This window comes from Streptomyces sp. AgN23, from assembly GCF_001598115.1.
Lineage (GTDB): Bacteria > Actinomycetota > Actinomycetes > Streptomycetales > Streptomycetaceae > Streptomyces > Streptomyces antimycoticus.
This window is the reverse complement of the sequence record NZ_CP007153.1, coordinates 9,518,070-9,542,462: the sequence shown is the minus strand read 5'-3', so window position 1 is coordinate 9,542,462 and position 24,393 is coordinate 9,518,070. Positions and strand designations below refer to the sequence as shown.

At 71.5% G+C, this 24,393-nt stretch carries 2 protein-coding genes; both read right to left on the bottom strand.

The window, feature by feature from the left end; genetic code table 11:
- Window position 1: 1 nt before the first annotated feature.
- The gene (locus AS97_RS41110) at window positions 2-12,127 is read right to left on the bottom strand and encodes a type I polyketide synthase (RefSeq protein WP_210566674.1); all 12,126 of its coding nucleotides are present in this window, start codon (window positions 12,125-12,127) and stop codon (window positions 2-4) included.
- Between the two features lie 41 nt (window positions 12,128-12,168).
- A complete protein-coding gene (locus tag AS97_RS41105) occupies window positions 12,169-24,384 on the bottom strand; it encodes a type I polyketide synthase (RefSeq protein WP_210566673.1) in 12,216 nt (4,071 codons plus the stop codon).
- Window positions 24,385-24,393 lie beyond the last annotated feature (9 nt).

Below are 24,393 nucleotides of genomic sequence, written 5' to 3'. Positions count from 1 at the left end.
ATCAAGAGGGCAGTTCCCTGTCGATGAACTCGAACAATTCGTCGTCCGACGCGGCGTCGAGGGCGCCGTCGTCCGAGGTGGGGTGGTGCCGGCCGGTGGCCTCGGCCGGTGTGCCGTCGGTCAGGCGCCACAACAGCGCCTCGAGGCGCTTCGCCAGCCGGTCGCGGGCCTCGTCGTGGGGTACGAGGCGCGCCATCGCCGCCTCCAGCCTCTCCAGCTCGCCGAAGACGGGCGCCGAGGCCGAGGTCTCCGCCTGCGCGGGGCACAGCTTCTCGCGCAGTTCGGCGGCGATGGCCGAGGGGGTCGGATGCCTGAAGACGACGGTGGCGGGGAGCCGCAGCCCGGTGGCGGCGGCGAGCCGGTTGCGCAGTTCGACGCCGGTCAGCGAGTCGAAGCCCAGATCCTTGAAGGGGGTGTCAGCGGACACCGCCCCGGCGTCGGTGTGGCCCAGGACCGCCGCGGCCTGCGTGCGCACCAGCGTGAGCAGGATCCGGTGCTGTTCCTCCACGGGCACCGCCGCGAGCTGGGCGACCAGTCCGGCGGCGGGCGCCCCAGTGGCGGCGGTACGACGTGTGGTCGTTCCGTTGGCGAGGAGTGTGCGCAGCAGGGCGGGCAGGGTGTCCGCGGGCTGGGCGGCCAGGGACCGGAGGTCGAGCTGAACGGCCGCGGGCTGCGGGGCACCGTGCCAGCAGGCGGCGTCCATCAGCCCCAGCGCCTGGTCACCGGACATGGCGGCGATGCCGGAGCGGGACATCCTGGCCAGGTCCGCCTCGTCCAGATGCCCGGTCATCCCGCTGGCGTCGGCCCACAGTCCCCAGGCCACCGAGACCGCCGGGAGGCCCATGGCCTGGCGGTGGGTGGCCAGGGCGTCGCAATAGGCGTTGGCCGCCGCATAGTTGGCCTGGCCCGGGCTGCCCATCACCCCCGCGGCAGAGGAGAACATCACGAACATGCCCAGCCGCAGCTGCGCGGTGGCGGCATGGAGATGGGCCGCGGCCGCGGCCTTGGGCGCCCACACCCGTGCCAGACGCTCCGGGGTCTGCGAGGTGACCATCGCATCGTCCAGCACACCCGCCGCGTGGACGACACCGGTCAGGGGGTGCGCCGGATCGACGCCCGCGACGAGGTCGTTCACCGCGGCGCCATCGGTGACATCCACGGCCACGATCCGGGGCTCGGCGCCCAGGTCGGTGAGGTGGGCCAGCAGCTCCGGCGCACCGGGGGCGTCCATACCGCTGCGGCTCACCAGCAGCAAGTGGCGGATGTTCCAGGCCCGGACGAGGTGTTCGGCCACGTGTCGGCCGAGGGTGCCGGTGCCACCGGTGATGAGCATGGTGCCGTCCGGGTCCACCGGGGCGGGGACGTCCAGGACCAGCTTGCCGGTGTGCTTGGCCTGACTGAAATACCGCAGCGCCTCACGCGCCCGGCTGAGCGGCCACGCCCGTACCGGTGGCGGCTCAAGGAGTCCGGAGGCGAACAACTCGCCCAATTCGCGCAGCATGTGCCCGAGACGGTCCGGACCGGCATCCGTGATCAGGTCATAGACCCGGTAGGACACCCCGGGATGCTCGGCGGTGATGAACTCCGGGTCGCGGATATCGGTCTTGCCCATCTCCAGCAACCGGCCGCCTTCGCGGAGGAGACGGAGCGAGGCGTCCACGAAGGGCCCGGCGAGACTGTTGAGCACCACATCCACGCCTCGGCCACCCGTGGCCTCCCGGAGCGTCGCTTCAAAGTCCAGATCCCGTGAGGAGGCCCGGTGCGCCTCATCGATGCCCATCGCGTCCAGCACCGCATGCTTCCCCGGGCTCGCCGTGGCGTAGACCTCCGCGCCCAGATGGCGCGCGATCCCCACCGCGGCCGTCCCCACACCACCGGTCGCGGCATGGATCAGCACCGACTCCCCTGGCCGGAGCCCGGCGAGGCCGGTCAGTCCGTACCAGGCGGTCAGATAGGCCACCGGTACGGCCGCCGCCTGCCGGAAGCTCCAGCCGTCCGGAATCGGCGCCAGCAACCGCGCGTCGGTGACCGCCAGTGGTCCGAACGCCTGGTCGAGAACGCCCATCACCCGATCGCCCACGGACACATGGGTCACCTCGGGGCCGATGTCCACCACCACTCCGGCGCCCTCACCGCCGAGTCCGGTCTGTCCGGGCACCATGCCCAAACCGACCAGCACATCACGGAAGTTGACACCGGCGGCGCGCACGGCGATCCGTACCTGGCCAGCGCCCAGGGGCTCCAGCACCTCGGGGCAGGGCACGGGTACGACGTTCTCCAGCGTCGCCGTGCCCGCCGTGTCCAGCCGCCATGCCTCCGGCTGCTCCACGGGGCCCACCAGCCCGGCGCCGCCGGCACCGGCATGGACCAGACGGGGCACCAGCACCCGGCCGGCACGCAGGGCCAGCTGGGGCTCGTCCATCTCCACGGCGCGCGCCACGGCGATGCGCATGGCGTCGGTGTGGGGGGTGGCGTCGGGGTCGGCATTGGGGTCGGCGTTGGCCTGGGCGTCCAGGTCGTCGTCGTCGAGGTCGAGGAGGACGAACCGGCCGGGGTTCTCCGACTGTGCGCTGCGTACGAGGCCCCACACGGCGGCCGCGGCCAGGTCCACCCGGGTGGTGCTCTCGGGGCCGTCGACCACGACCGCGCCTCGCGTGACCACCACCAACCTGGCCTCCGCCAACCGCGGTTCGGCAAGCCACCTCCGCACCAGTTCCAACGCCCGTTCCGTCGCCGAGAGCGCCTCGGCCGACGCCTCCTCGGCGCCCGCACCGATGGAGCTGGTCAGGACGGTCATATCGGCGAGGACGACCGGCGGGACGGGCTCCTCATCAGCGAGTGCCGCGACCAGCGCAGCCGGATCCTGGTGGCCGCCGGCGCCCACAACAGCCCAGCCGTCGTCCCCGGCCGCCGCCTCTTCGGCCCCGGCCGCGAGCGGCAGGGGAGTCCAATCGACGGTGAACAGGCTGTCCGTACCGTGGCTGCCGTGGGCCACCGCCGCCCGCAACTGATCGACGTTCGCGGGCCGCATCGCCACGGAGTCCACGGTCAGCACCGGAGCGCCGACGGCATCGGCCACGGTCAGCCGCAGTGCGCGCTCGCCCTCGGCATTCTCCTGCTGGGGAGAGAGCCGAACCCGGACCGTGCTGGCCCCGGCCGCCCACAACGTCACACCGTTCCATGCGAACGGCAGCCAGACGCGGCCATGGGTGGCTTCGGTACCGGTCTCGGTGTTGTCCGCGTCGAGCTGGTCGATCAGCAGTGCGGGATGCAGCGCGGCGTCCAGCAGCGCCGGGTGGATGCCGAATCCGGTCTGCTCCCCGGCGGCCTCGGGCAGGGCCACCTCGGCGCACACATCCGCGCCGTCCCGCCATACGGCCCGCAGCCCCTGAAACGATGGCCCGTAGGCATACCCCGAGGCGGCGACCCGGTCGTAGAACCCCTTGACGCCGAGCGGTGCCGCGCCTGCCGGGGGCCACGCCCCGCCCAGTCCCAGCGCCTCGTCGGAACGGTCCGAGGGTGCGGTCAACACGCCCTCCGCATGGCACACCCATCCCGTGGCGGAGTCCCCTTCACCGGCGGGCCGGGAGTACACCCGCACATCGCGGCGCCCGTCCTCGGCGGCCTCGCCCACGACGATCTGCACCCGCAGCCCGCCCGACGACGGCAGGACCAGCGGCACCCGCAGGGCCAGTTCATCCACACCGCCACAGCCGACCTCATCGGCCGCCCGCAGCACCCATTCGGTCAGCGCCGCGCCCGGGACCAGCGCCGCGTCCGCCACCACATGCTCACCGAGCCACGCATGCGTACGCGCCGAAATCAGGCCCGTCAGCACATGGCCACGGCCGTCGGCAAGCTCCACAGCGGCGCCCAGCAGCGGATGTCCGGCGGAGACGAGCCCGAGGTCGGCCGGGTCCCCGACGCGTCCACCGTGGCCGTCGAGCCAGTAGCGCTCGCGCTGGAACGCGTAGGTGGGCAGTGCGACCACACGGGGTGCCGGGGAACTCGGGTACAGCGTGGGCCAGTCGACGTCGACCCCGGCGGTGAACGCCTGGGCGAGGGAATGGAGGAGCTGGGCCCGGCCGCCGTGATCGCGGCGCAGGGTCGGCACGGTGACGGCCGAGACCTCGGCTTCCTCAAAGGTCTCCTGAAGGCCGAGAGTGAGCACGGGATGCGTACTGACCTCGATGAACACCCGATGCCCGTCCGCCAGCAACGCCTGAACCGCATCGGTGAACCGCACCCGCTCCCGCAAATTCGACACCCAATAGCCCGAGTCCAGGTCGGTAGTAACAGCACGACCACCGGTCACCGTCGAATAGAACGCCGTACCCGAACCCGACGCATCAAGCGGACGGACACCGGCCAGAACCTCACTCAACTCATCCCGGATCTCCTCCACCTGAGGACCATGCGAGGCATAATCCACCTCGATCAACCGCGCCCGCTCCCCCACCTCCAGACACGCGGCTACGACAGCGGCCACCTGCTCCGGCGGACCCGAAACCACCGTGGAGGAAGGCCCGTTCACTGCGGCCACGCCTACACCAGCGGCCTGATCGCCCAGGCCGGACAACAACTGGCCCGCCCGCTCCTCACCCACACCCAGCGACGCCATCGCCCCACCGCCAGCCAACCGCCGCAACGCCCTACTCCGCAGCGCCACCACCTTGGCACCGTCTTCCAGGGACAGCGCTCCCGCGACAACAGCCGCCGCGATCTCACCCTGACTATGACCCACCACCGCCCCAGGACGCACGCCGTGTCCGGCCCACACCGCAGCCAGCGACACCATCACCGCCCACAGAACGGGCTGGACCACATCCACCCGGCCCAGATCCGCCGCACCCTCCGCACCACGCAACACATCCGTCAGCGACCACTCCACATACGGCGCCAACGCCCGCTCACACTCCCCCACCCGCGCCGCGAACACCGGCGACACCACCAGCAACTCCGCACCCATCCCCACCCACTGCGAACCCTGCCCCGGAAACACCAACACCGGACCCACAACACCCGCCAACGCCGCCGCACCCGACTCCACCACACCCGGATGCGACACACCCCCCGCCAACGCCTCCACCGCCGCCAACAGCCCGACGCGGTCATCACCCACCACCACCGCCCGATGCTCAAACACCGACCGCGTGGTGACCAACGACCACCCCACATCGACGGATGAGAGCTCGGCTGCACCGTCCACACGAGCAGCCAGGGCGGCAGCCTGGCCGCGCAGCGCCTCCGCACTCCGCGCCGAGAGCACCCATGAGACCGTGCCCGTGTCGGAGGAGACCGGCTCCGTCTGTTCATCCGCCTCGGGCGGAGCGGGAGCCTGTTCGAGGATCACATGGGCGTTGGTGCCGGAGGCGCCGAACGAGGACACACCGGCCCGCCGCGGCCGCTCACCGTCCGGCCACTCCACCGCCTCGGTCAGCAGCCGCACCGCACCGCTGTCCCAGTCCACATGCGGGCTCGGCTCATCGATATGCAGGGAGGCAGGCAACGTCCCATGGCGCATGGCCTGCACCATCTTGATAACACCCGCCACACCCGCCGCCGCCTGCGTATGCCCGATGTTGGACTTGATCGAGCCGAGCAGCAACGGCTGCCCGGCGGGGCGATCCTGACCATAGGTGGCCAGCAGCGCCTGCGCCTCGATCGGATCACCCAGCGTCGTACCCGTGCCATGCGCCTCCACCGCATCAATGTCGAACGGCGACAGCCCGGCGCTCGCCAGCGCCTGGCGGATCACCCGCTGCTGCGACGGACCGTTCGGCGCCGTCAACCCGTTGGACGCACCATCCTGATTGACGGCCGACCCACGGATCACCGCCAGCACCTCATGACCGTTGCGCCGGGCATCCGACAGCCGCTCCAGCAGCAGAACACCCGCGCCCTCGCCCCAGCCCGTCCCGTCGGCGGCCGCCGCGAAGGGCTTGCACCGGCCATCGGGAGCCAGGCCACGCTGGCGGGAGAAACCGGTGAACACATCCGGGGTGGCCATCACCGTCACCCCACCGGCCAACGCCAGCGTGCACTCGCCCTGCCGCAACGCCTGCGCCGCCAGATGCATCGCCACCAACGACGACGAACACGCCGTATCCACCGTCACCGCAGGACCCTCAAAGCCCAACGTGTACGCCACCCGCCCCGACACCACACTGCCCGAACCCGCGAGCATCGCGTAGCCTTCCAGCCGCGCGTCGCCGCCGCTCAGCCCGGCCGCGTAGTCGTGATACATCACACCCGCATACACACCGGTCGGACTTCCCTTCAACGACACCGGGTCGATCCCCGCCCGCTCCAGCACCTCCCACGACGCCTCCAGCAACAGCCGCTGCTGCGGATCGGTGGCCAACGCCTCCCGCGGATTGATCCCGAAGAACGCCGCATCGAACGCATCGGCGTCATGGAGGAAGGCGCCCTCGTGGGCATAACTGGTGCCCGGGTGATCGGGATCCGGATGGAAGAGCCCGTCCAGGTCCCAGCCTCGGCCGGTCGGAAACTCCCCGATCACGTCCTTCCCCGAGGCGACCAGGTCCCACAGCGCTTCGGGGGAGTTCGCGCCTCCCGGAAAACGGCAGGTCATGCCGATGATCGCCACGGGATCGTCCGTATCTGCCCTCGCCGCGACGGGTGCCCGGGACTCGGCGGTCTCGCCGGTCAGCCGGGTGCACAGATACTCCGCCAGCACCCGAGGCGTCGGATAGTCGAACACCAGCGTCGCCGGCAACCGCAACCCCGTCACCACCGACAACCGATTACGCAACTCCACCGCCGTCAACGAATCAAAACCCAACTCCTTGAACGCGGCATCCACCCGCACCTCACCAGCAGAACCAAACCCCAACACCACCGCCACACCACCCCGCACCACCTCCACCACCACATCCAACCGAGCAGCAGCCCCCAACCCCACCAACCGCCCAGCCAACCCCGAGGCCGACGGGCCGCCCTCGGCGGTCCGCCGCCTGGTACGACCGGCCGCCAACCCCCGCAACACCGCCGGAAGATCCCCACCAGCCACCCCAGCCGGATCGAAGTCCACGGCCACCATCAGCGGGCTCGCGAACCTGCATGCGGCGTCCAGCAGAGCCAGCCCGCGCTCGGACGACAACGGCCTCATCCCGCGCAGTCGCGTCAGGTCCGCCTGGCCCACATGCCCGGTCATCTCGCTGGCCTGGGCCCACAGCCCCCATGCCAGCGAAAGTCCGGGCAGTCCCAGCGCCCGGCGATGGGCGACCAGGGCATCGACAAACGCATTCGCCGCCGCGTATCCGGCCTGACCCGCGTTGCCCACGACCCCGGCTGCCGAGGAGAACATCACGAACATACGAAGCGGAAGATCTGCCGTGGCGGTGTGCAGATGGGCGGCCGCTGCGGCCTTCGCCGCCCACACCCGGGCCACCTGTTCCCGGGTCTGCGAGGTGACCACCGCGTCATCCAGCAGCCCGGCCGCATGAATGACACCGGTCAGCGGACGCGCCGGGTCGATACCGGCCACCGCGTCGGCGACCGCGTCACCGTCCGTGACATCCACCGTGGCGATTCGCACCTGCGCGCCCAGGTCGCTCAGCCGCTCGGCCAACTCCGGTGCGCCGGGCGCGTCCAAGCCACGTCGGCTGACCAGGACCAGATGCTTGACCTGCCACGTACGCACCAGGTGCTCGGCCACCAGACCGCCCAGCAGGCCCGTGCCACCGGTGATCAGCACCGTACCGTCGGGGTCGAGCCCGCCAGGGGTCAGCCCGCCGGATTCGCTCTCGGCGGCACCCTCGGTGTGGCGTGCGCGCATCAGCCGGGGCACCATCCACCGCCCGGCACGCAGAGCCGCCTGTGGCTCATCCGCCCGTACGGCACGAGCCACGGCATCCGCCACATCACCCACCGTCGGATCGGTGGCCTGGTGGAGATCGAGCAGGACGAACCGGTCCGGGTGTTCCGCCTGCGCACTCCGCAGCAGGCCCCACAGCCCTGCCGCGGCCACATTCAGCTCTTCGGCGCCGGTATCCCCATCTTCAGGGGCTTCGGTCGACACCGCACCGCGCGTTACCACCACCAACCGGGTGTCGGTCAGCCGCGGTTCGGCCAGCCACCTCTGCACGAGCTCAAGCGCTCGGCCGACGGCAGCCAAGCCATCAGCCGCCCTCGCCGCGGCTCCGGCCTCCGGCAGGCCACCGCCTGCGGGCAGGTGGGTCACGGCGAAGGCGGGAGGAGGCGCTCCGTCATCGAGCGCGGCGACCAAGGCTTCGAGACCCGGATGGCACACCACTCCCCCATCACCGAGTCCGGGCTCCTCGGCCAGGTGCAGGACGTCCTCGCCCAGCACGACCCAGCCCATCGCGTCGGAGGTGTCCAGCTCCGACACGTCGGGCATCGGGATCCAGTCCAGTGTGAACAGCCCATCGACGCCACGTCCGTCCCCGGACCGCAGCTGACGAGGATCGGCGGGCCGCATCGTCAGGGAGTCGACCGTCAGCACCGGGGCGCCCATGGCATCGGCCACGACCACCCGCAGCCCGCCCTCTGTCACCGCACCGTCCTGATCGGGAGAGGGCTGACGGGGCGAAAGCCGGACCCGGACCGTGGTCGCCTCCGCCGCCCACAGGGAGACACCGTTCCAGACGAACGGCAGTCGCATTCCATCGTCGTCGGCCGACTCGGCGTCGGCGGCGAGCAGCATCGGATGCAGTGCGGCGTCGAGCAGTGCCGGATGGATGCCGAAGCCGTCGGCGTCCCCCGCCGCCTCGGGCAGCGCCACCTCGGCCAGCAGGTCAGCGCCGTCCCGCCACACGGCGCGCAGCCCCTGGAACGACGGCCCGTACGCATAGCCCGCCGCCACGGCATGCTCGTAGAACCCCTCGACATCCATCGGCTTCGCACCCTCGGGAGGCCAGACTCCCCCCAGTACCTCGGCCGCGTTCGGCGCGGCCGGCGGGCTCAGGACACCCTCCGCATGGGACACCCAGTCCGGACCCGCGCCGGGCTCGGCATCCCGGTCGGGCCGGGAGTACACCCGCACATCGCGCCGCCCGTCCTCGGCGGCCTCGCCCACGACGATCTGCACCCGCAGCCCGCCCGACGACGGCAGCACCAACGGGACCTGCAACGCCAGTTCCTCGATGCCGCCGCAGCCCACCTCGTCGGCCGCCCGCAGTGCCCACTCCACCAACGCCGCGCCCGGCACCAGCGGCGCTCCGGCGACCGCATGGTCACCGAGCCAGCCCTCGCCACCGGTGGCCGACACCCGTCCGGTCAGCACCAGCCCGCCGTCGGCAAGGCCCACCGCCGCCCGCAACAACGGGTGCTCCACCCGCTGCAGCCCCGCAGCACCCACATCGCCGACTCCGCCGGTGGCAGTGGCCCAATAGCGCTGGCGTTGGAAGGCGTACGTGGGCAGATCGACCGTACGAGGCGTGGGGTCGGCCGGGAACGCGGCCCGCCAGTCCACCTCGACCCCAGCGATGAACGCCTGGCCCAGTGAGTGGAGGAGCTGGGCCCGGCCGCCGTGATCGCGGCGCAGGGTCGGCACGGTGACGGCCGAGACCTCGGCTTCCTCAAAGGTCTCCTGAAGACCGAGAGTGAGCACGGGATGCGTACTGACCTCGATGAACACCCGATGCCCGTCCGCCAGCAACGCCTGAACCGCATCGGTGAACCGCACCCGCTCCCGCAGATTCGACACCCAATAGCCCGAGTCCAGGTCGGTAGTAACAGCATGACCACCGGTCACCGTCGAATAGAACGCCGTACCCGAACCGGAGGAATCAAGCGGACGGATGCCAGCCAGGACCTCGTTCAACTCATCGCGGATCTCCTCCACCTGAGGACCGTGCGAGGCATAATCCACCTCGATCAACCGCGCCCGCTCCCCCACCTCCAGACACGCGGCTACGACAGCGGCCACCTGCTCCGGTGGACCCGAAACCACCGTGGAGGAAGGCCCGTTCACTGCGGCCACGCCTACACCAGCGGCCTGATCGCCCAGGCCGGACAGCAACTGGCCCGCCCGCTCCTCACCCACACCCAGCGACGCCATCGCCCCACCACCAGCCAACCGCCGCAACGCCCTACTCCGCAGCGCCACCACCTTGGCACCGTCTTCCAGGGACAGCGCTCCCGCGACAACAGCCGCCGCGATCTCACCCTGGCTATGACCCACCACCGCCGCAGGACGCACGCCGTATCCGGCCCACACCGCAGCCAGCGACACCATCACCGCCCACAGAACGGGCTGGACCACATCCACCCGGCCCAGATCCGCCGCACCCTCCGCGCCGCGCAGCACATCCGCCAGCGACCAGTCCACATACGGCGAAAGAGCCCGCTCACACTCCCCCACCCGCGCCGCGAACACCGGCGACACCACCAGCAACTCCGCACCCATCCCCACCCACTGCGAACCCTGCCCCGGAAACACCAACACCGGACCCACAACACCCGCCAACGCCGCCGCACCCGACTCCACCACACCCGGATGCGACACACCCCCCGCCAACGCCTCCACCGCCGCCACCAACTCACCACAGCCCTCACCCACCACCACCGCCCGATGCTCAAACACCGACCGCGTGGTGACCAACGACCACCCCACATCCACAGACGACAACTCCGCCGCACCACCCACCCACTCAGCCAACGCCACCGCCTGCCCCCGCAACGCCTCCACACTCCGCCCCGACACCACCCAGGGCACCACCCCACCCACCTCGGAGGACGCCGACTCCACATCCCTCTCAGGCGCCTGCTCCACAATCACATGCGCATTGGTGCCGCTGATCCCGAAGGACGACACACCGGCACGGCGCGGGCGCTCACCCGCGGGCCACTCCACCGCCTCGGTCAGCAGCCGCACCCCGCCGCCGTCCCACTCCACATGGGGCGTCAGCTCCTCGGCATGAAGGGTGGCCGGGAGTACGCCGTGCCGCAGGGCCATCACCATCTTGATCACACCGGCCACACCCGCCGCACCCTGCGTATGGCCGATGTTGGACTTCAGCGAGCCCAGCCACAGCGGCCGGTCCTCCGGCCGGCCCCGGCCGTAAGTGGCGATCAGCGCGTCGGCCTCGATCGGGTCGCCCAGCTTGGTGCCCGTGCCATGCGCCTCCACCGCGTCCACCTCGGACGGGGCCAGCCGGGCGCCGGCGAGGGCTTGGCGGATCACCCGCTGCTGGGAGGGGCCGTTCGGCGCGGTGAATCCGTTGCTGGCGCCGTCCTGGTTGATGGCCGAGCCACGGATCAGGGCGAGCACCTCATGCCCGTTGCGCCGGGCGTCGGAGAGCCGCTCCAGCAGGACGAGTCCGACGCCTTCGCCCCACCCCGTGCCATCCGCATTCACCGAGAACGCCTTGCACCGCCCGTCCGGGGACAGCCCCCGTTGCCGGGAGAAGCCGGTGAACACCTCGGGGGTGGCCATCACCGTCACGCCGCCGGCCAGGGCCAGGGTGCATTCCTCCTGCCGCAGCGCCTGGCAGGCCAGATGGATCGCGACCAGCGATGACGAGCACGCCGTCTCCACCGTGACGGCCGGTCCTTCCAGGCCGAAGGTGTAGGAGACCCGGCCCGACAGCAGGCTCGGTGCGTTGCCCGCGTATCCCTCGGATCCCTTCTGCGGGAGGTCACCCGATGTGGCGCCGCCGGTGGTCGCCGTACCGGCGTAGACGCCCGTCCGGGAGCCTTTGAGGGACACCGGGTCGATTCCCGCCCGTTCGCATGCCTCCCAGGCGGTTTCCAGCAGCAGTCGCTGCTGGGGGCTGGTGGCGAGCGCCTCGCGCGGGCTGATGCCGAAGAACTGGGGGTCGAATCGGTCGGCGTCGTAGAGGAATCCGCCCCGGCGGACATACGTGGTGCCAGGGTGGTCCGGGTCCGGGTGATAGAGGCTGTCGAGATCCCAGCCGCGGTCGGTGGGGAAGTCCCCGATGGCGTCCACACCGTCGGTGACCAGCCGCCACAGGTCCTCGGGCGTGTTCACTCCGCCCGGGAACCGGCACGCGATGCTCACGACCGCGATCGGCTCGTGGTATCGCTCCTCCACCTCGCGCAGACGCAGACGCGTATCGTGCAGATCCGCGGAGACGCGCTTGAGATACTCGACCAGTTTCTCTTCATTCACGTTCACCATGAGGTTTCACCCGGCCTCAGCGATCGTCGCGCCCGGCACATTCAGGACACACCCAGTTCGTTGTCGATGAAGTCGAGAACCTGGGCCGCGGACGCGGACTCCAGCCTCTCCGCGGCGGTCATTTCTTCCTCCGCCGGCTTTCGTGTCGCCTTCCACTTCGCCAGCAGGCTTTCGAGCCGTGCCGTGACGGCCCCCGAATCGTCGTCTTCCAGCTCGAGGCCGATCAGGGTGGCTTCGAGTCTGGCCAGTTCGTTGAGGACCGGATCGGCGCCGTCCCGGCCCATGGCGGCCCCGACCGCCGGGGCGATGCGTTCCAGCAGGTAGTCGGCGAGCACGGCCGCTTCCGGGTAGTCGAAGACGAGGGCGGCGGGCAGCCGCAGACCGGTGGCGGCGGCGAGCCGGTTGCGCAGTTCGACGGCGGTCAGGGAATCGAAGCCCAGCTCCTTGAAATTGGTGTCGGCCTGCACCGCCTCGACGTCGGCATGCCCGAGCACGGTGGCCACATGGCCACGGACCAACTGGAGGACCGCGCGGTGCTGTTCGGCGGCGGACAGGCCCGCCAGCCGGCCGGCCCAGTCGTCCGGCCGCGCATCGGCCGCCGCCGCCGTACGCCGCGCCGCCGCGCCACCGGCGCCGGATGCGGCGAGGGCGCGGAGCGTGGCGGGGAGGCCGTCGACGGGCAGTCCGGCGAGGGTGCGGGTGTTCATGTCCGCCGCGATCAGCTGGTGGCCGCCGTGCTCGGCCGCCGCGTCGAGCAGCCGGAGGGCATGGTCGGCGGTCATCGCGGTGACGCCCGAGCGGGACATCCGGGCCAGGTCCGCGTCGGCGAGGCCGCCGGTCATCTCGCTGGATTCGGCCCACAGGCCCCAGGCCACCGAGACCGTCGGCAGGCCCCGTGCCTGGCGGTGGGCCGCCAGCGCGTCGCAGAAGGCGTTGGCCGCCGCGTAGTTGGCCTGTCCCGGGCTGCCCATGACCCCGGCGGCCGACGAGAACAGCACGAAGGCGCCCAGGCGCAGGTGTGCCGTCGCGGCGTGCAGATGTGCGGCGGCGGTGGCCTTCGCCGCCCAGACCCGCGCCAGCCGCTCGGGAGTCTGCGCGGTGACGACCGCGTCGTCCAGCACGCCCGCGGCATGGATGACTCCGGTCAGCGGATGCCCCGGGTCGACCCCCGCCACCAGATCGGCCACGGCCACCGCGTCGGTGACATCGGCGGCGACGATCCGTACCCGCGCGCCGAGGGCGGTCAGCCGGTCGGCGAGGTCCCGGGCGCCCGGCGCGTCCGGGCCCCGGCGGCTCACCAGCAGCAGATGCCCGATCCGCCAGGCGCGTACGAGGTGTTCGGCGACCAGCGCGCCCAGGGTGCCGGTGCCACCGGTGATGAGGACGGTGCCGTCCGGGTCCACCGGGGCGGGGACGTCCAGGACCAGCTTGCCGGTGTGCTTGGCCTGGCTGAGATGGCGCAGCGCCTCACGTGTCCGGCTGAGCGGCCAGGTCCGCACCGGCAGCGGTCGCAGAGCTCCGGTGGCGAACAGCTCGCCCAGTTCGCCCAGCATCCGGCCGATGTGTTCGGGCCCGGCGTCGGTGATGAGGTCGTAGACCTGGTACGTCATCCCGGGGTGCTGCTCCGCGACGCGCTCGGGGTCACGGAGGTCGGTCTTGCCCATCTCCATCAGCCGGCCGCCCTCGCGCAGCAGCCGCAGCGACGCGTCGACGAAGGGGCCGGCGAGGCTGTTGAGCACCACATCGACGCCACGCCCGCCGGTGGCCTCGCGGAACGCCTCCTCGAAGTCCAGATCGCGTGACGACGCCCGGTGCGCCTCGTCGATGCCCATCGCCTCCAGCACCTCATGCTTGCCGGGGCTCGCCGTCGCGTAGACCTCCGCGCCCAGATGCCGGGCGATCCGTACGGCCGCCATGCCCACACCGCCGGTCGCGGCATGGATCAGGACCGTCTCTCCGGCCTGGAGCCGGGCCAGCTCCACAAGCCCGTACCAGGCGGTCAGGAACGCCACCGGCACCGAGGCCGCCTGCGGAGCGGTCCACCCGGTGGGAACGGGCGCCACCATGCGGGCGTCGGTCACCGCCGTCGGACCGAACGCGCGGTCGAAGACCCCCATGACCCGGTCGCCCACCGCGAGCCCGGTCACCTCGGGGCCGAGGGCCAGCACCACACCGGCGCCCTCGCCACCGAGCCCGGTCTGGCCCGGGACCATGCCCAAACTGATGAGCGCGTCGCGGAAGTTGATACCGGCCGCGTGCACCGCCACACGCACCTGACGCGGTCCGAGCGGCTCGAGCACCTCCGGGCACGGCACCGGCTTCACGTTCTCCACCGTGGCCGCGCCGGTCAGCTCCAGCCGCCATGCGGGCTGTCCCACCGGTGCGGCCACACCCCCGCTGCTCACGCCACCGGCACGCATCAGCCGGGGCACCCGGAGCCGCCCCGCCCGCAGCGCGACCTGCGGCTCGTCCAGGTGCGCCGCCCACACCACGGCGCTGCGCACACTCTCTTCGAGCGGCTCGGAGTCCGGGTCGAGATCGACCAGAAGGAATCGCCCCGGGTTCTCCGCCTGCGCACTGCGCACCAGCCCACACACGGCGGCCCCGGCCACGTCCAGGCCACCGTCTCCGGCCCCGTCCGTGTCGGAGGCGCCGTCCGTGTCGGAGGCGCCCCCCGTCTCGGAGGCGCCCTCGGCCTCGGAGGTGTCGATGGCGACCGCTCCCCGCGTGACCACCACCAACCGGGCGTCGACCAGACGCGGTTCGGCCAGCCAGCCCCGTACCAGTTCCAGCACCCGCTCCGAGGCCGCCAGACCGGCGGCCGCCAGGTCCGTACCCGCGTCCCCGCCGGACGGGCCGCCGAGCGCGGGCAGATACGCGATGGCCACCGAGGGGACGGGGCCGTCACCGTCGAGGGCGGACACCAACGACGCCAGATGCGGATGGTGTACCGCGCCCGGCACGATCGGTCCGCGCTCCTGCGAGCCCAGAACCACCCACTCGCCGCCGTCCGCCGGATCCGGCTCCCGATGTCCGGCGCCGGTGTCCGGTGCGGGGACGGGCAGGGGCGTCCACTCCAGGGTGAACAGCCCGTCCACCTCAGGCCCGGCGGAGGGCCGCAGTTGGTCGATGTCGGCCGGTCGCATCACCAGCGAGTCGACGGTCAGCACCGGACCGCCCAGGGCGTCGGCCACCTCGACCCGCAGACCCCGCTCGCCCTCGGCGCCACCCGCCTCCTGCTCCCGGGGCGAGAGCCGGACCCGTACGGTCGTGGCACCGCCCGCCCACAGCGACACGCCGTTCCAGGCGAACGGCAGCCACACCCGGCCGTCCTCGTGCTCCTGCACGGGCCGGTCGAGGAGGAACGCCGGATGGAGCGCGGCATCCAGCAGTGCCGGGTGGATACCGAATCCCTCGGGTTCTCCGGCGGCCTCGGGCAGCGTCACTTCGGCGAACACATCCGCGCCATTCCGCCATACCGCTCGCAGGCCACGGAACGACGGCCCGTAGGCGTACCCCGACGCGGCGGCGCGCTCGTAGAACCCGTCGAGCCGTACGGGCTCCGCGCCCGCCGGGGGCCATACCCCGCCCGGCTCGTCCACCGGGGCGCGCGCGGGGCCCTGCGGGGGCGGCGGACTCAGGACGCCCTCGGCATGGCATACCCAGCCCGGTTCGGCACCGGGCTCGACATCGCGGTCGGGCCGGGAGTACACCCGCACATCACGCCGCCCGTCCTCGGTGGCCAGGCCGACCACCACCTGGACGCGCAGCCCACCGGACGCGGGCGGGACGAGCGGAACCTGGAGCGCCAGCTCCTCCACCCCGCCGCAACCCGCCTCATCGGCGGCCCGCAGCGCCCACTCCACCAGCGCCGCGCCCGGCGCCAGCACGGCGCCCGCCATCACATGCTCGGCCAGCCAGCCCCCGGCGCCACCGGCCGAGATCCGGCCGGTGAGCACCAGCCCGCCATCGGCGAGCCCAACGGCCGCCGGCAGCTGCGCATGCTCGACCCGTTGCAGCCCGGCCGCGCCCACATCCCCGACGCCACCGCCCTGGGCCAGCCAGTAGCGCTCGCGCTGGAAGGCGTACGTGGGCAAGTCGACCGTCCGGGGCGCCGGGTCGGCCGGGAACCAGTGGGCCCAGTCGACATCGGTGCCATGGGTGTGCAGTTGGGCGAGGGCGTGGCCGAGTGCGTGCCCATCGGGTCGCTTACGGCTCAGAGTGGCTGTGACCAGCGGAGTCGGCCACCCTGCCCCGACTCCGCCCACGTGGGTGTCGGCGTCGGTCGTCGCCTCGTCGGCGGTGAGGTGCTGAAGGGTGTGCTGGGTCGCGGTGGCGAGGACGGGGTCGGGGCCGAGTTCGAGGAAGACACCGGTTTCGGGCGCGATATGAGAGATGGCGGGGTGGAAGCGGACGGGTTGGCGGATGTGGCACACCCAGTAGCCGGGCGTGGCCATCTCCTCGTCGGCCGGCTCACCGGTGAGGTTGCTGAGCACCGGAAGGGTGGGCCGGTGGAAGGTCAGGCCGTCGATGGTCTGCGCGAACGGCTCCAGGATCGGGTCCATCAGCGGGGAGTGGAAGGCGTGGCTGACGGTCAGGGTCCTGGTCTTGCGGCCCTTCGCCGCCCAGACGTCGCCGATGTCGGCGACCAACTCGACCGGGCCGGAGACGACGGTGTTGCCGGGGGTGTTCAGGGCGGCGATGCCCACCTGGCCGTCGTATCGGGCCAGGTCCTCGGCGAGTTCGTCGGCGGTGGCCGCGATGGCGACCATGCCTCCGCCCTCGGGAAGCCCACCCATCAGGGTGGCGCGGGCGGCGACGAGGTGGCAGGCGTCGGGGAGGTCGAAGACTCCGGCGACGTGGGCGGCCGCGATCTCGCCGATGGAGTGGCCGATGACCGCGTCGGGGCGTACGCCGAGTGAGTCGAGCAGGCGGGCCAGGGCGATATGCAGGGCGAACAGTCCGGCCTGGGCGTAGGTGGTGTGGTCCAGCAACCCCGGCCGCTCGGCCACACCGTGGAAAACCACGTCGCGAAGGGGCTGTTCCAGGTGGGGGTCGAGCAGCCCGCAGACCTCGTCGAACGCCGTGGCGAACACCGGGAACCGTTCGTACAGCCCGGCCCCCATCCCCTGGCGCTGGCTGCCCTGACCGCTGAAAAGCCACACCGTCTTGCCCGTCGCCGCGCCACTGTCGGGGAGCACCACCCCCGGATGTGGCTCACCGCTCGCCAGCGCCTCCACGGCGGCCAACAGCTCGGCGCGGTCATCACCCACCACCACCGCCCGATGCTCGAACACCGACCGCGTGGTGGCAAGTGACCAGCCCACCTCGACCGCCGTCATCTCGGGGGAGTTGGCCATGCGTTCGGCCAGCGCGGCGGCCTGGCCACGCAGCGCCTCCGCAGTCCGCGCGGAGAGCATCCATGGAACCGCCCGCACGTCGGGGGAGATCACGGGTCCGGTCGTGACACGCTCGACCGGCTCGGGGGCCTGTTCCAGAAGGAGATGGGCGTTGGTGCCGGAGGCGCCGAACGAGGACACACCGGCCCGGCGCGGCCGCTCACCGTCCGGCCACTCCACCGCCTCAGTCAGCAGCCGCACCGCACCGCTGTCCCAGTCCACATGCGGGCTCGGCTCATCGATATGCAGGGAGGCAGGCAACGTCCCATGGCGCATGGCCTGCACCATCTTGATGACACCCGCCACACCCGCCGCCGCCTGCGTATGCCCGATGTTGGACTTGATCGAGCCGAGCAGCAACGGCTGCCCAGCCGGGCGATCCTGACCATAGGTGGCCAGCAGCGCCTGCGCCTCGATCGGATCACCCAGCGTCGTACCCGTGCCATGCGCCTCCACCGCATCGACATCCAAGACCGTCAGCCCGGCGCTCGCCAGCGCCTGGCGGATCACCCGCTGCTGCGAGGGACCGTTCGGCGCCGTCAACCCGTTGGACGCACCATCCTGATTGACGGCCGACCCACGGATCACCGCCAGCACCCCATGACCGTTGCGCCGGGCATCCGACAGCCGCTCCAGCAGCAGAACACCCGCGCCCTCGCCCCAGCCCGTCCCGTCGGCGGCCGCCGCGAAGGGCTTGCACCGGCCATCGGGAGCCAGGCCACGCTGGCGGGAGAAACCGGTGAACACATCCGGGGTGGCCATCACCGTCACCCCACCGGCCAACGCCAGCGTGCACTCGCCCTGCCGCAACGCCTGCGCCGCCAGATGCATCGCCACCAACGACGACGAACACGCCGTATCCACCGTCACCGCAGGACCCTCAAAGCCCAACGTGTACGCCACCCGCCCCGACACCACACTGCCGGAACTGGCCAGCATCGCGTAGCCTTCCAGCCGCGCGTCGCCGCCGCTCAGCCCGGCCGCGTAGTCGTGATACATCACACCCGCATACACACCGGTCGGACTTCCCTTCAACGACACCGGGTCGATCCCCGCCCGCTCCAGCACCTCCCACGACGCCTCCAACAGCAACCGCTGCTGCGGATCGGTGGCCAACGCCTCCCGCGGATTGATCCCGAAGAACGCCGCATCGAACGCATCGGCGTCGTACAGGAACCCGCCTTTGCGCGCGTACGAGGTGCCGGGGTGGTCCGGGTCGGGGTGGAAGAGCCCGTCCAGATCCCAGCCTCGGCCGGTCGGAAACTCCCCGATGGCGTCACGGCCCGAGGCGACCAGATTCCAGAGCTCCTCCGGGGACCTGACCCCGCCCGGGAATCGGCAGGTCATCGCGACGATGGCGATCGGCTCATCTGCGTCGGCCGCCGTTACGACGGGCGCGTGCGCGGCCGACCCGGCGGTCTCGCCGGTCAGCCGGGTGCACAGATACTCCGCCAGCACCCGAGGCGTCGGATAGTCGAACACCAGCGTCGCCGGCAACCGCAACCCCGTCACCACCGACAACCGATTACGCAACTCCACCGCCGTCAACGAATCAAAACCCAACTCCTTGAACGCGGCATCCACCCGCACCTCACCAGCAGAACCAAACCCCAACACCACCGCCACACCACCCCGCACCACCTCCACCACCACATCCAACCGAGCAGCAGCCCCCAACCCCACCAACCGCGCAACCAACCCCGAAACCCCTGCCTCACCAGCCGCCATCCGCCGCCCGGTGCGACCGGCCACCAACCCCCGCAACACCGCCGGAAGATCCCCACCAGCCACCCCAGCCGGATCGACGGCGGCGGCGACACACAGCGGGCCACCCTGCGTACAGGCGGCGTCCAGCAGGCCCAGCGCCTTCTCGCTGGACATCGCGGCGATGCCCGAGCGGGACATCCGAGCCCGGTCCGTCGCGGCGAGCTTTCCGGTCATCTCGCTGGACTGGGCCCACAGGCCCCAGGCCACCGACAGCCCGGGAAGGCCACGGGCCTGACGGTGGGCGGCGAGGGCGTCACAAAAGGCGTTCGCCGCCGCGTAGTTGGCCTGGCCCGGGCTACCCATCACCCCAGCGGCCGATGAGAACATCGCGAACAGGGACAGCGGGAGGCCGGCGGTGGCGGCGTGCAGATGCGCCGCGCCCGTGGCTTTGGCCGCCCACACCCGGGCCAGCCGTTCGGGCGTCTGCGAGGTCATCACCGCGTCGTCGAGCAACCCCGTGGCATGGATGACTCCGGTCAGCGGATGCTCGGCATCGACCCCCGCCACCAGCTCGGCCACCGCCGACGCGTCCGTGACATCCACGGCGGCGACCCGCACCCGCGCACCCAGCCCTTCCAGGCGGGTGGCCAGCTCGCGGGCCCCCGGGGCGTCCGGCCCGCGACGGCTCACCAGGAGCAGATGGCCGACCCGCCAGGTGCGCACCAGGTGCTCGGCCACCAGGCCGCCCAGGGTGCCGGTGCCGCCCGTCATCAGCACGGTGCCGTCAGGATCGAGCGCCGCCGGGGTGCCCCGCTCCTTCGGGCCGCTGTCGGCGGAGGCACGGACCAGCCGTGGCACCCACGCCCGGCCGTTCCGTACGGCCAACTGCGGCTCATCCAGGTCCACCGCCTGTGTGATGGCGTCCCGCAGGTGAAGGCCGAGGGCTCGATCTACATCCAGTTCGAGGTCGAGATCCAGTCCGAGGTCGAGATCCGGTCCGAGGTCGAGCAGAGCGAAGCGTCCCGGGTTCTCCGCCTGCGCGCTCCGCAGGAGACCCCACAGCGCGGCGGCAGCCACATCCGTACCGCCCTCGGCGTCGGTGACGGCGACCGCGCCACGCGTCACCACGACCAACCGGGCATCGGCCAGCCGCGGCTCGGCCAGCCACTTCTGCACCAGTTCCAGGGCGTGTTGTGCCACCGCCAGACCAGCAGCCGCCATATCGGTCGCGGTGTCGGCGTCGGCGTCCGAGCGCGGGAACTCGGCGAGGACTACGGCCGGGGCCGACTTCCCGTCATCGAGTGCCGCGAGAAGCCCCTCCAGATCCGGATGCGCCCCCTCGGTCGCCAGCACCGCCCAATCATCGCGACCGGCCACCGGCCCATCGGCCCCTGTGGGCTGTGGCAGTGGGGTCCAGTCCAGAACGAACAGACCGTCCACACCACGTGCCGCCGCGGCCCCCCGCAACTGCTCTACGGACGCCGGTCGCGTCACCAGGGAGTCGACCGTCAGAACGGGGTCGCCCACGGCATCGGCCACCACCAGCCGCAGCCCGCGCTCACCCTCGGCGCCGTCCCCATGCGGGGTGATCCGCACGCGTACCGTGCTCGCTCCAGCGGCCCACAACGACACCCCGTTCCAGGCAAACGGCAGCAGCACCTGGCCGCCGTCCCCCTCCCGCTCGGATCCGGTGTCGAGCAGGAGGGCCGGGTGCAGGGCCGCGTCGAGTAGCGCCGGGTGGATGCCGAAGCCGTCGGCTTCCCCCGCCGCTTCGGGCAGCGCCACCTCGGCCAGCAGGTCAGCGCCGTCCCGCCACACGGCGCGCAGCCCCTGGAACGACGGCCCGTACGCATAGCCCGCCGCCTCGGAACGCTCGTAAAACCCCACCAGATCCACCGGTTTCGCACCCGCTGGAGGCCATGTTCCGCCCAGTCCCTCGGCCGACTGGCCCGCGCCTTCCGGTGCCGGGCTCAGCACCCCTTCGGCGTGGCACAGCCAGCCCGCATCGGCGCCCGCGTCACCCTCGCCGTCCGGACGGGAGTAGATCCGCACATCGCGCCGCCCGTCCTCCGCCGCCGCGCCCACCACCACCTGGATGCGCAGCCCGCCCGACTCCGGCAGCACCAACGGCACCTGGAGAGCCAGCTCCTCGATCCCACCGCAGCCGACCTCGTCGGCCGCCCGCAGTGCCCACTCCACCAGCGCAGCGCCCGGGGCCAGGACTGCGTTCGCCACGATGTGTTCGCCAAGCCAGTCGTCACCGCCACCGGCCGAGATACGCCCGGTGAGCAGGTGGGTGCTGCCATCGGCCAGCTCCACGGCAGCGCCGAGCAACGGATGGTCCGCGGCGACGAGGCCGAGGCCGCTGGGGTCGCCGACCGCGCCCGAGCCGTTCATCCAGTAACGCTGGTGCTGGAAGGCGTACGTGGGCAGGTCGACCGTACGAGGCGTGGGGTCGGCCGGGAACGCGGCCCGCCAGTCCACCTCGACCCCAGCGATGAACGCCTGGCCCAGTGAGTGGAGGAGCTGGGCCCGGCCGCCGTGATCGCGGCGCAGGGTCGGCACGGTGACGGCCGAGACCTCGGCTTCCTCAAAGGTCTCCTGAAGACCCAGAGTGAGCACGGGATGCGTACTGACCTCGATGAACACCCGATGCCCGTCCGCCAGCAACGCCTGAACCGCATCGGTGAACCGCACCCGCTCCCGCAAATTCGACACCCAATAGCCCGAGTCCAGGCCGGTAGTAACAGCACGACCACCGGTCACCGTCGAATAGAACGCCGTACCCGAACCCGACGCATCAAGCGGACGGATGCCAGCCAGGACCTCGTTCAACTCATCCCGGATCTCCTCCACCTGAGGACCATGCGAGGCATAATCCACCTCAATCAACCGCGCCCGCTCCCCCACCTCCAGACACGCGGCTACGACAGCAGCCACCTGCTCCGGCGGACCCGAAACCACCCTGGAAAAGGGCCCATTGACAGCCGCCACGCCTACACCAGCGGCCTGATCGCCAAGACCCGACAGCAACTGGCCCGCCCGCTCCTCACCCACACCCAGCGACGCCATCGCCCCACCACCGGCCAACCGCCGCAACGCCCTACTCCGCAAAGCCACCACCTTCGCGCCGTCCTCCAACGACAACGCCCCCGCCACCACCGCAGCCGCAATCTCACCCTGGCTATGACCCACCACCGCCCCAGGACACACCCCATACCCCGCCCACACCGCAGCCAGCGACACCATCACCGCCCACAGAACGGGCTGGACCACATCCACCCGCCCCAGATCCGCCGCACCCTCCGCGCCGCGCAGCACATCCCCCAGCGACCAGTCCACATACGGCGAAAGAGCCCGCTCACACTCTCCCACCCGCGCCGCGAACACCGGCGACACCGCCAGCAACTCCGCACCCATCCCCACCCACTGCGAACCCTGCCCCGGAAACACCAACACCGGACCCACATCACCCGCCAACGCCGCCCCACCCGACTCCACCACACCCGGATGCGACACACCCCCCGCCAACGCCTCCACCGCCGCCACCAACTCACCACAGCCCTCACCCACCACCACCGCCCGATGCTCAAACACCGACCGCGTCGTCACCAACGACCAACCCACATCCACAGACGACAACTCCGCCGAGCCACCCACCCACTCAGCCAACGCCGCCGCCTGCCCCCGCAACGCCTCCACACTCCGCCCCGACACCACCCAGGGCACCACCCCACTCACCTCGGAGGACGCCGACTCCACATCCCTCTCAGGCGCCTGCTCCACAATCACATGCGCATTGGTGCCGCTGATCCCGAACGCGGAGACCCCGGCACGGCGCGGCTGCTCGTTCGTCGGCCACTCCACCGGGTCTGTGAGCAGCCGTACCGCGCCGCCGGACCAGTCCGCGTGCGGGGTCGGTTCATCGACGTACAGCGTGGCGGGCAGCAGTTCATGGCGCAGCGCCATCACCATCTTGATCACACCGGCCACACCCGCCGCACCCTGCGTATGGCCGATGTTGGACTTCAGCGAGCCGAGCCACAGCGGCCGGTCCTCCGGCCGGTCCCGGCCGTAAGTGGCGAGCAGCGCCTCGGCTTCGATCGGGTCGCCGAGTGTGGTGCCCGTGCCATGTGCCTCCACCGCGTCCACCTCGGCGGAGGAGAGCTGGGCGTTGATCAGGGCCTGGCGGATCACCCGTTGCTGGGACGGGCCGTTGGGCGCGGTCAGCCCGTTGGACGCGCCATCCTGGTTGATGGCCGAGCCCCGGATCACCGCGAGCACCCGATGTCCGTTGCGTTGTGCGTCGGAGAGCCGCTCCAGCAGCAGGAGCCCGACGCCCTCCGAGAAGCCCGTGCCGTCGGCGGCGGCCGCGAAGGGCTTGCAGCGGCCGTCGGGGGCCAGTCCGCGCTGGCGGGAGAATTCCACAAAGGTGTTCGGGGTGGTCATCACGGTCACGCCACCGGCCAGGGCCAGGGTGCATTCGCCCTGCCGCAGCGCCTGGCAGGCGAGGTGCATGGCGACCAGCGATGACGAGCAGGCGGTGTCCACCGTCACCGCCGGCCCCTCCAGACCGAGCGTGAAGGCCACCCGGCCGGAGACGACGCTGAGGGTGTTTCCGGTGAGCAGATATCCTTCCGCGCTCTTTTCGATCTGCGGGGTGCCGAAGCCGAGAATTCCGGCGCCCGCGTAGACCCCGGTTTGGGTGCCCTTGAGCGAGGTGGGATCGATTCCCGCGCGTTCGAGCAACTCCCAAGAGACTTCGAGCAGTTGGCGCTGCTGGGGTTCGGCCGCCAGGGCCTCGCGCGGGCTGATGCCGAAGAAGGCGGCGTCGAAGCCGTCGGCCCGGTCCAGGAATCCGCCGTGGCGGACGTAGCTGGTGCCGGAGTGGTCGGGGTCCGGGTGGTAGAGGGCCTCGGGGTGCCAGCCGCGGTTGGTCGGGAACTCCCCGATCGCGTCCCCGCGCGAGGCGACCAGCTCCCACAGGTCCTCGGGCGAGGCGATCCCGCCGGGGAACCGGCAGGCCATGCTCACGATGGCCACCGGCTCCTGTGATCGCTCCTCCATCTCGCGAAGCCGCCGACGCGTCTGTCCCAGATCGGCCGTGACCTTCTTGAGGTACTGGCGGAGCTTCTCTTCGGTACCCGACATCAGTTCCGC

What these genes read in the sequence shown, in the direction of transcription:
- AS97_RS41105 (WP_210566673.1), bottom strand. Translation starts at nt 24,384, where the DNA reads ATGTCGGGTACCGAAGAGAAGCTCCGCCAGTACCTCAAGAAGGTCACG.
- AS97_RS41110 (WP_210566674.1), bottom strand. Translation starts at nt 12,127, where the DNA reads ATGGTGAACGTGAATGAAGAGAAACTGGTCGAGTATCTCAAGCGCGTC.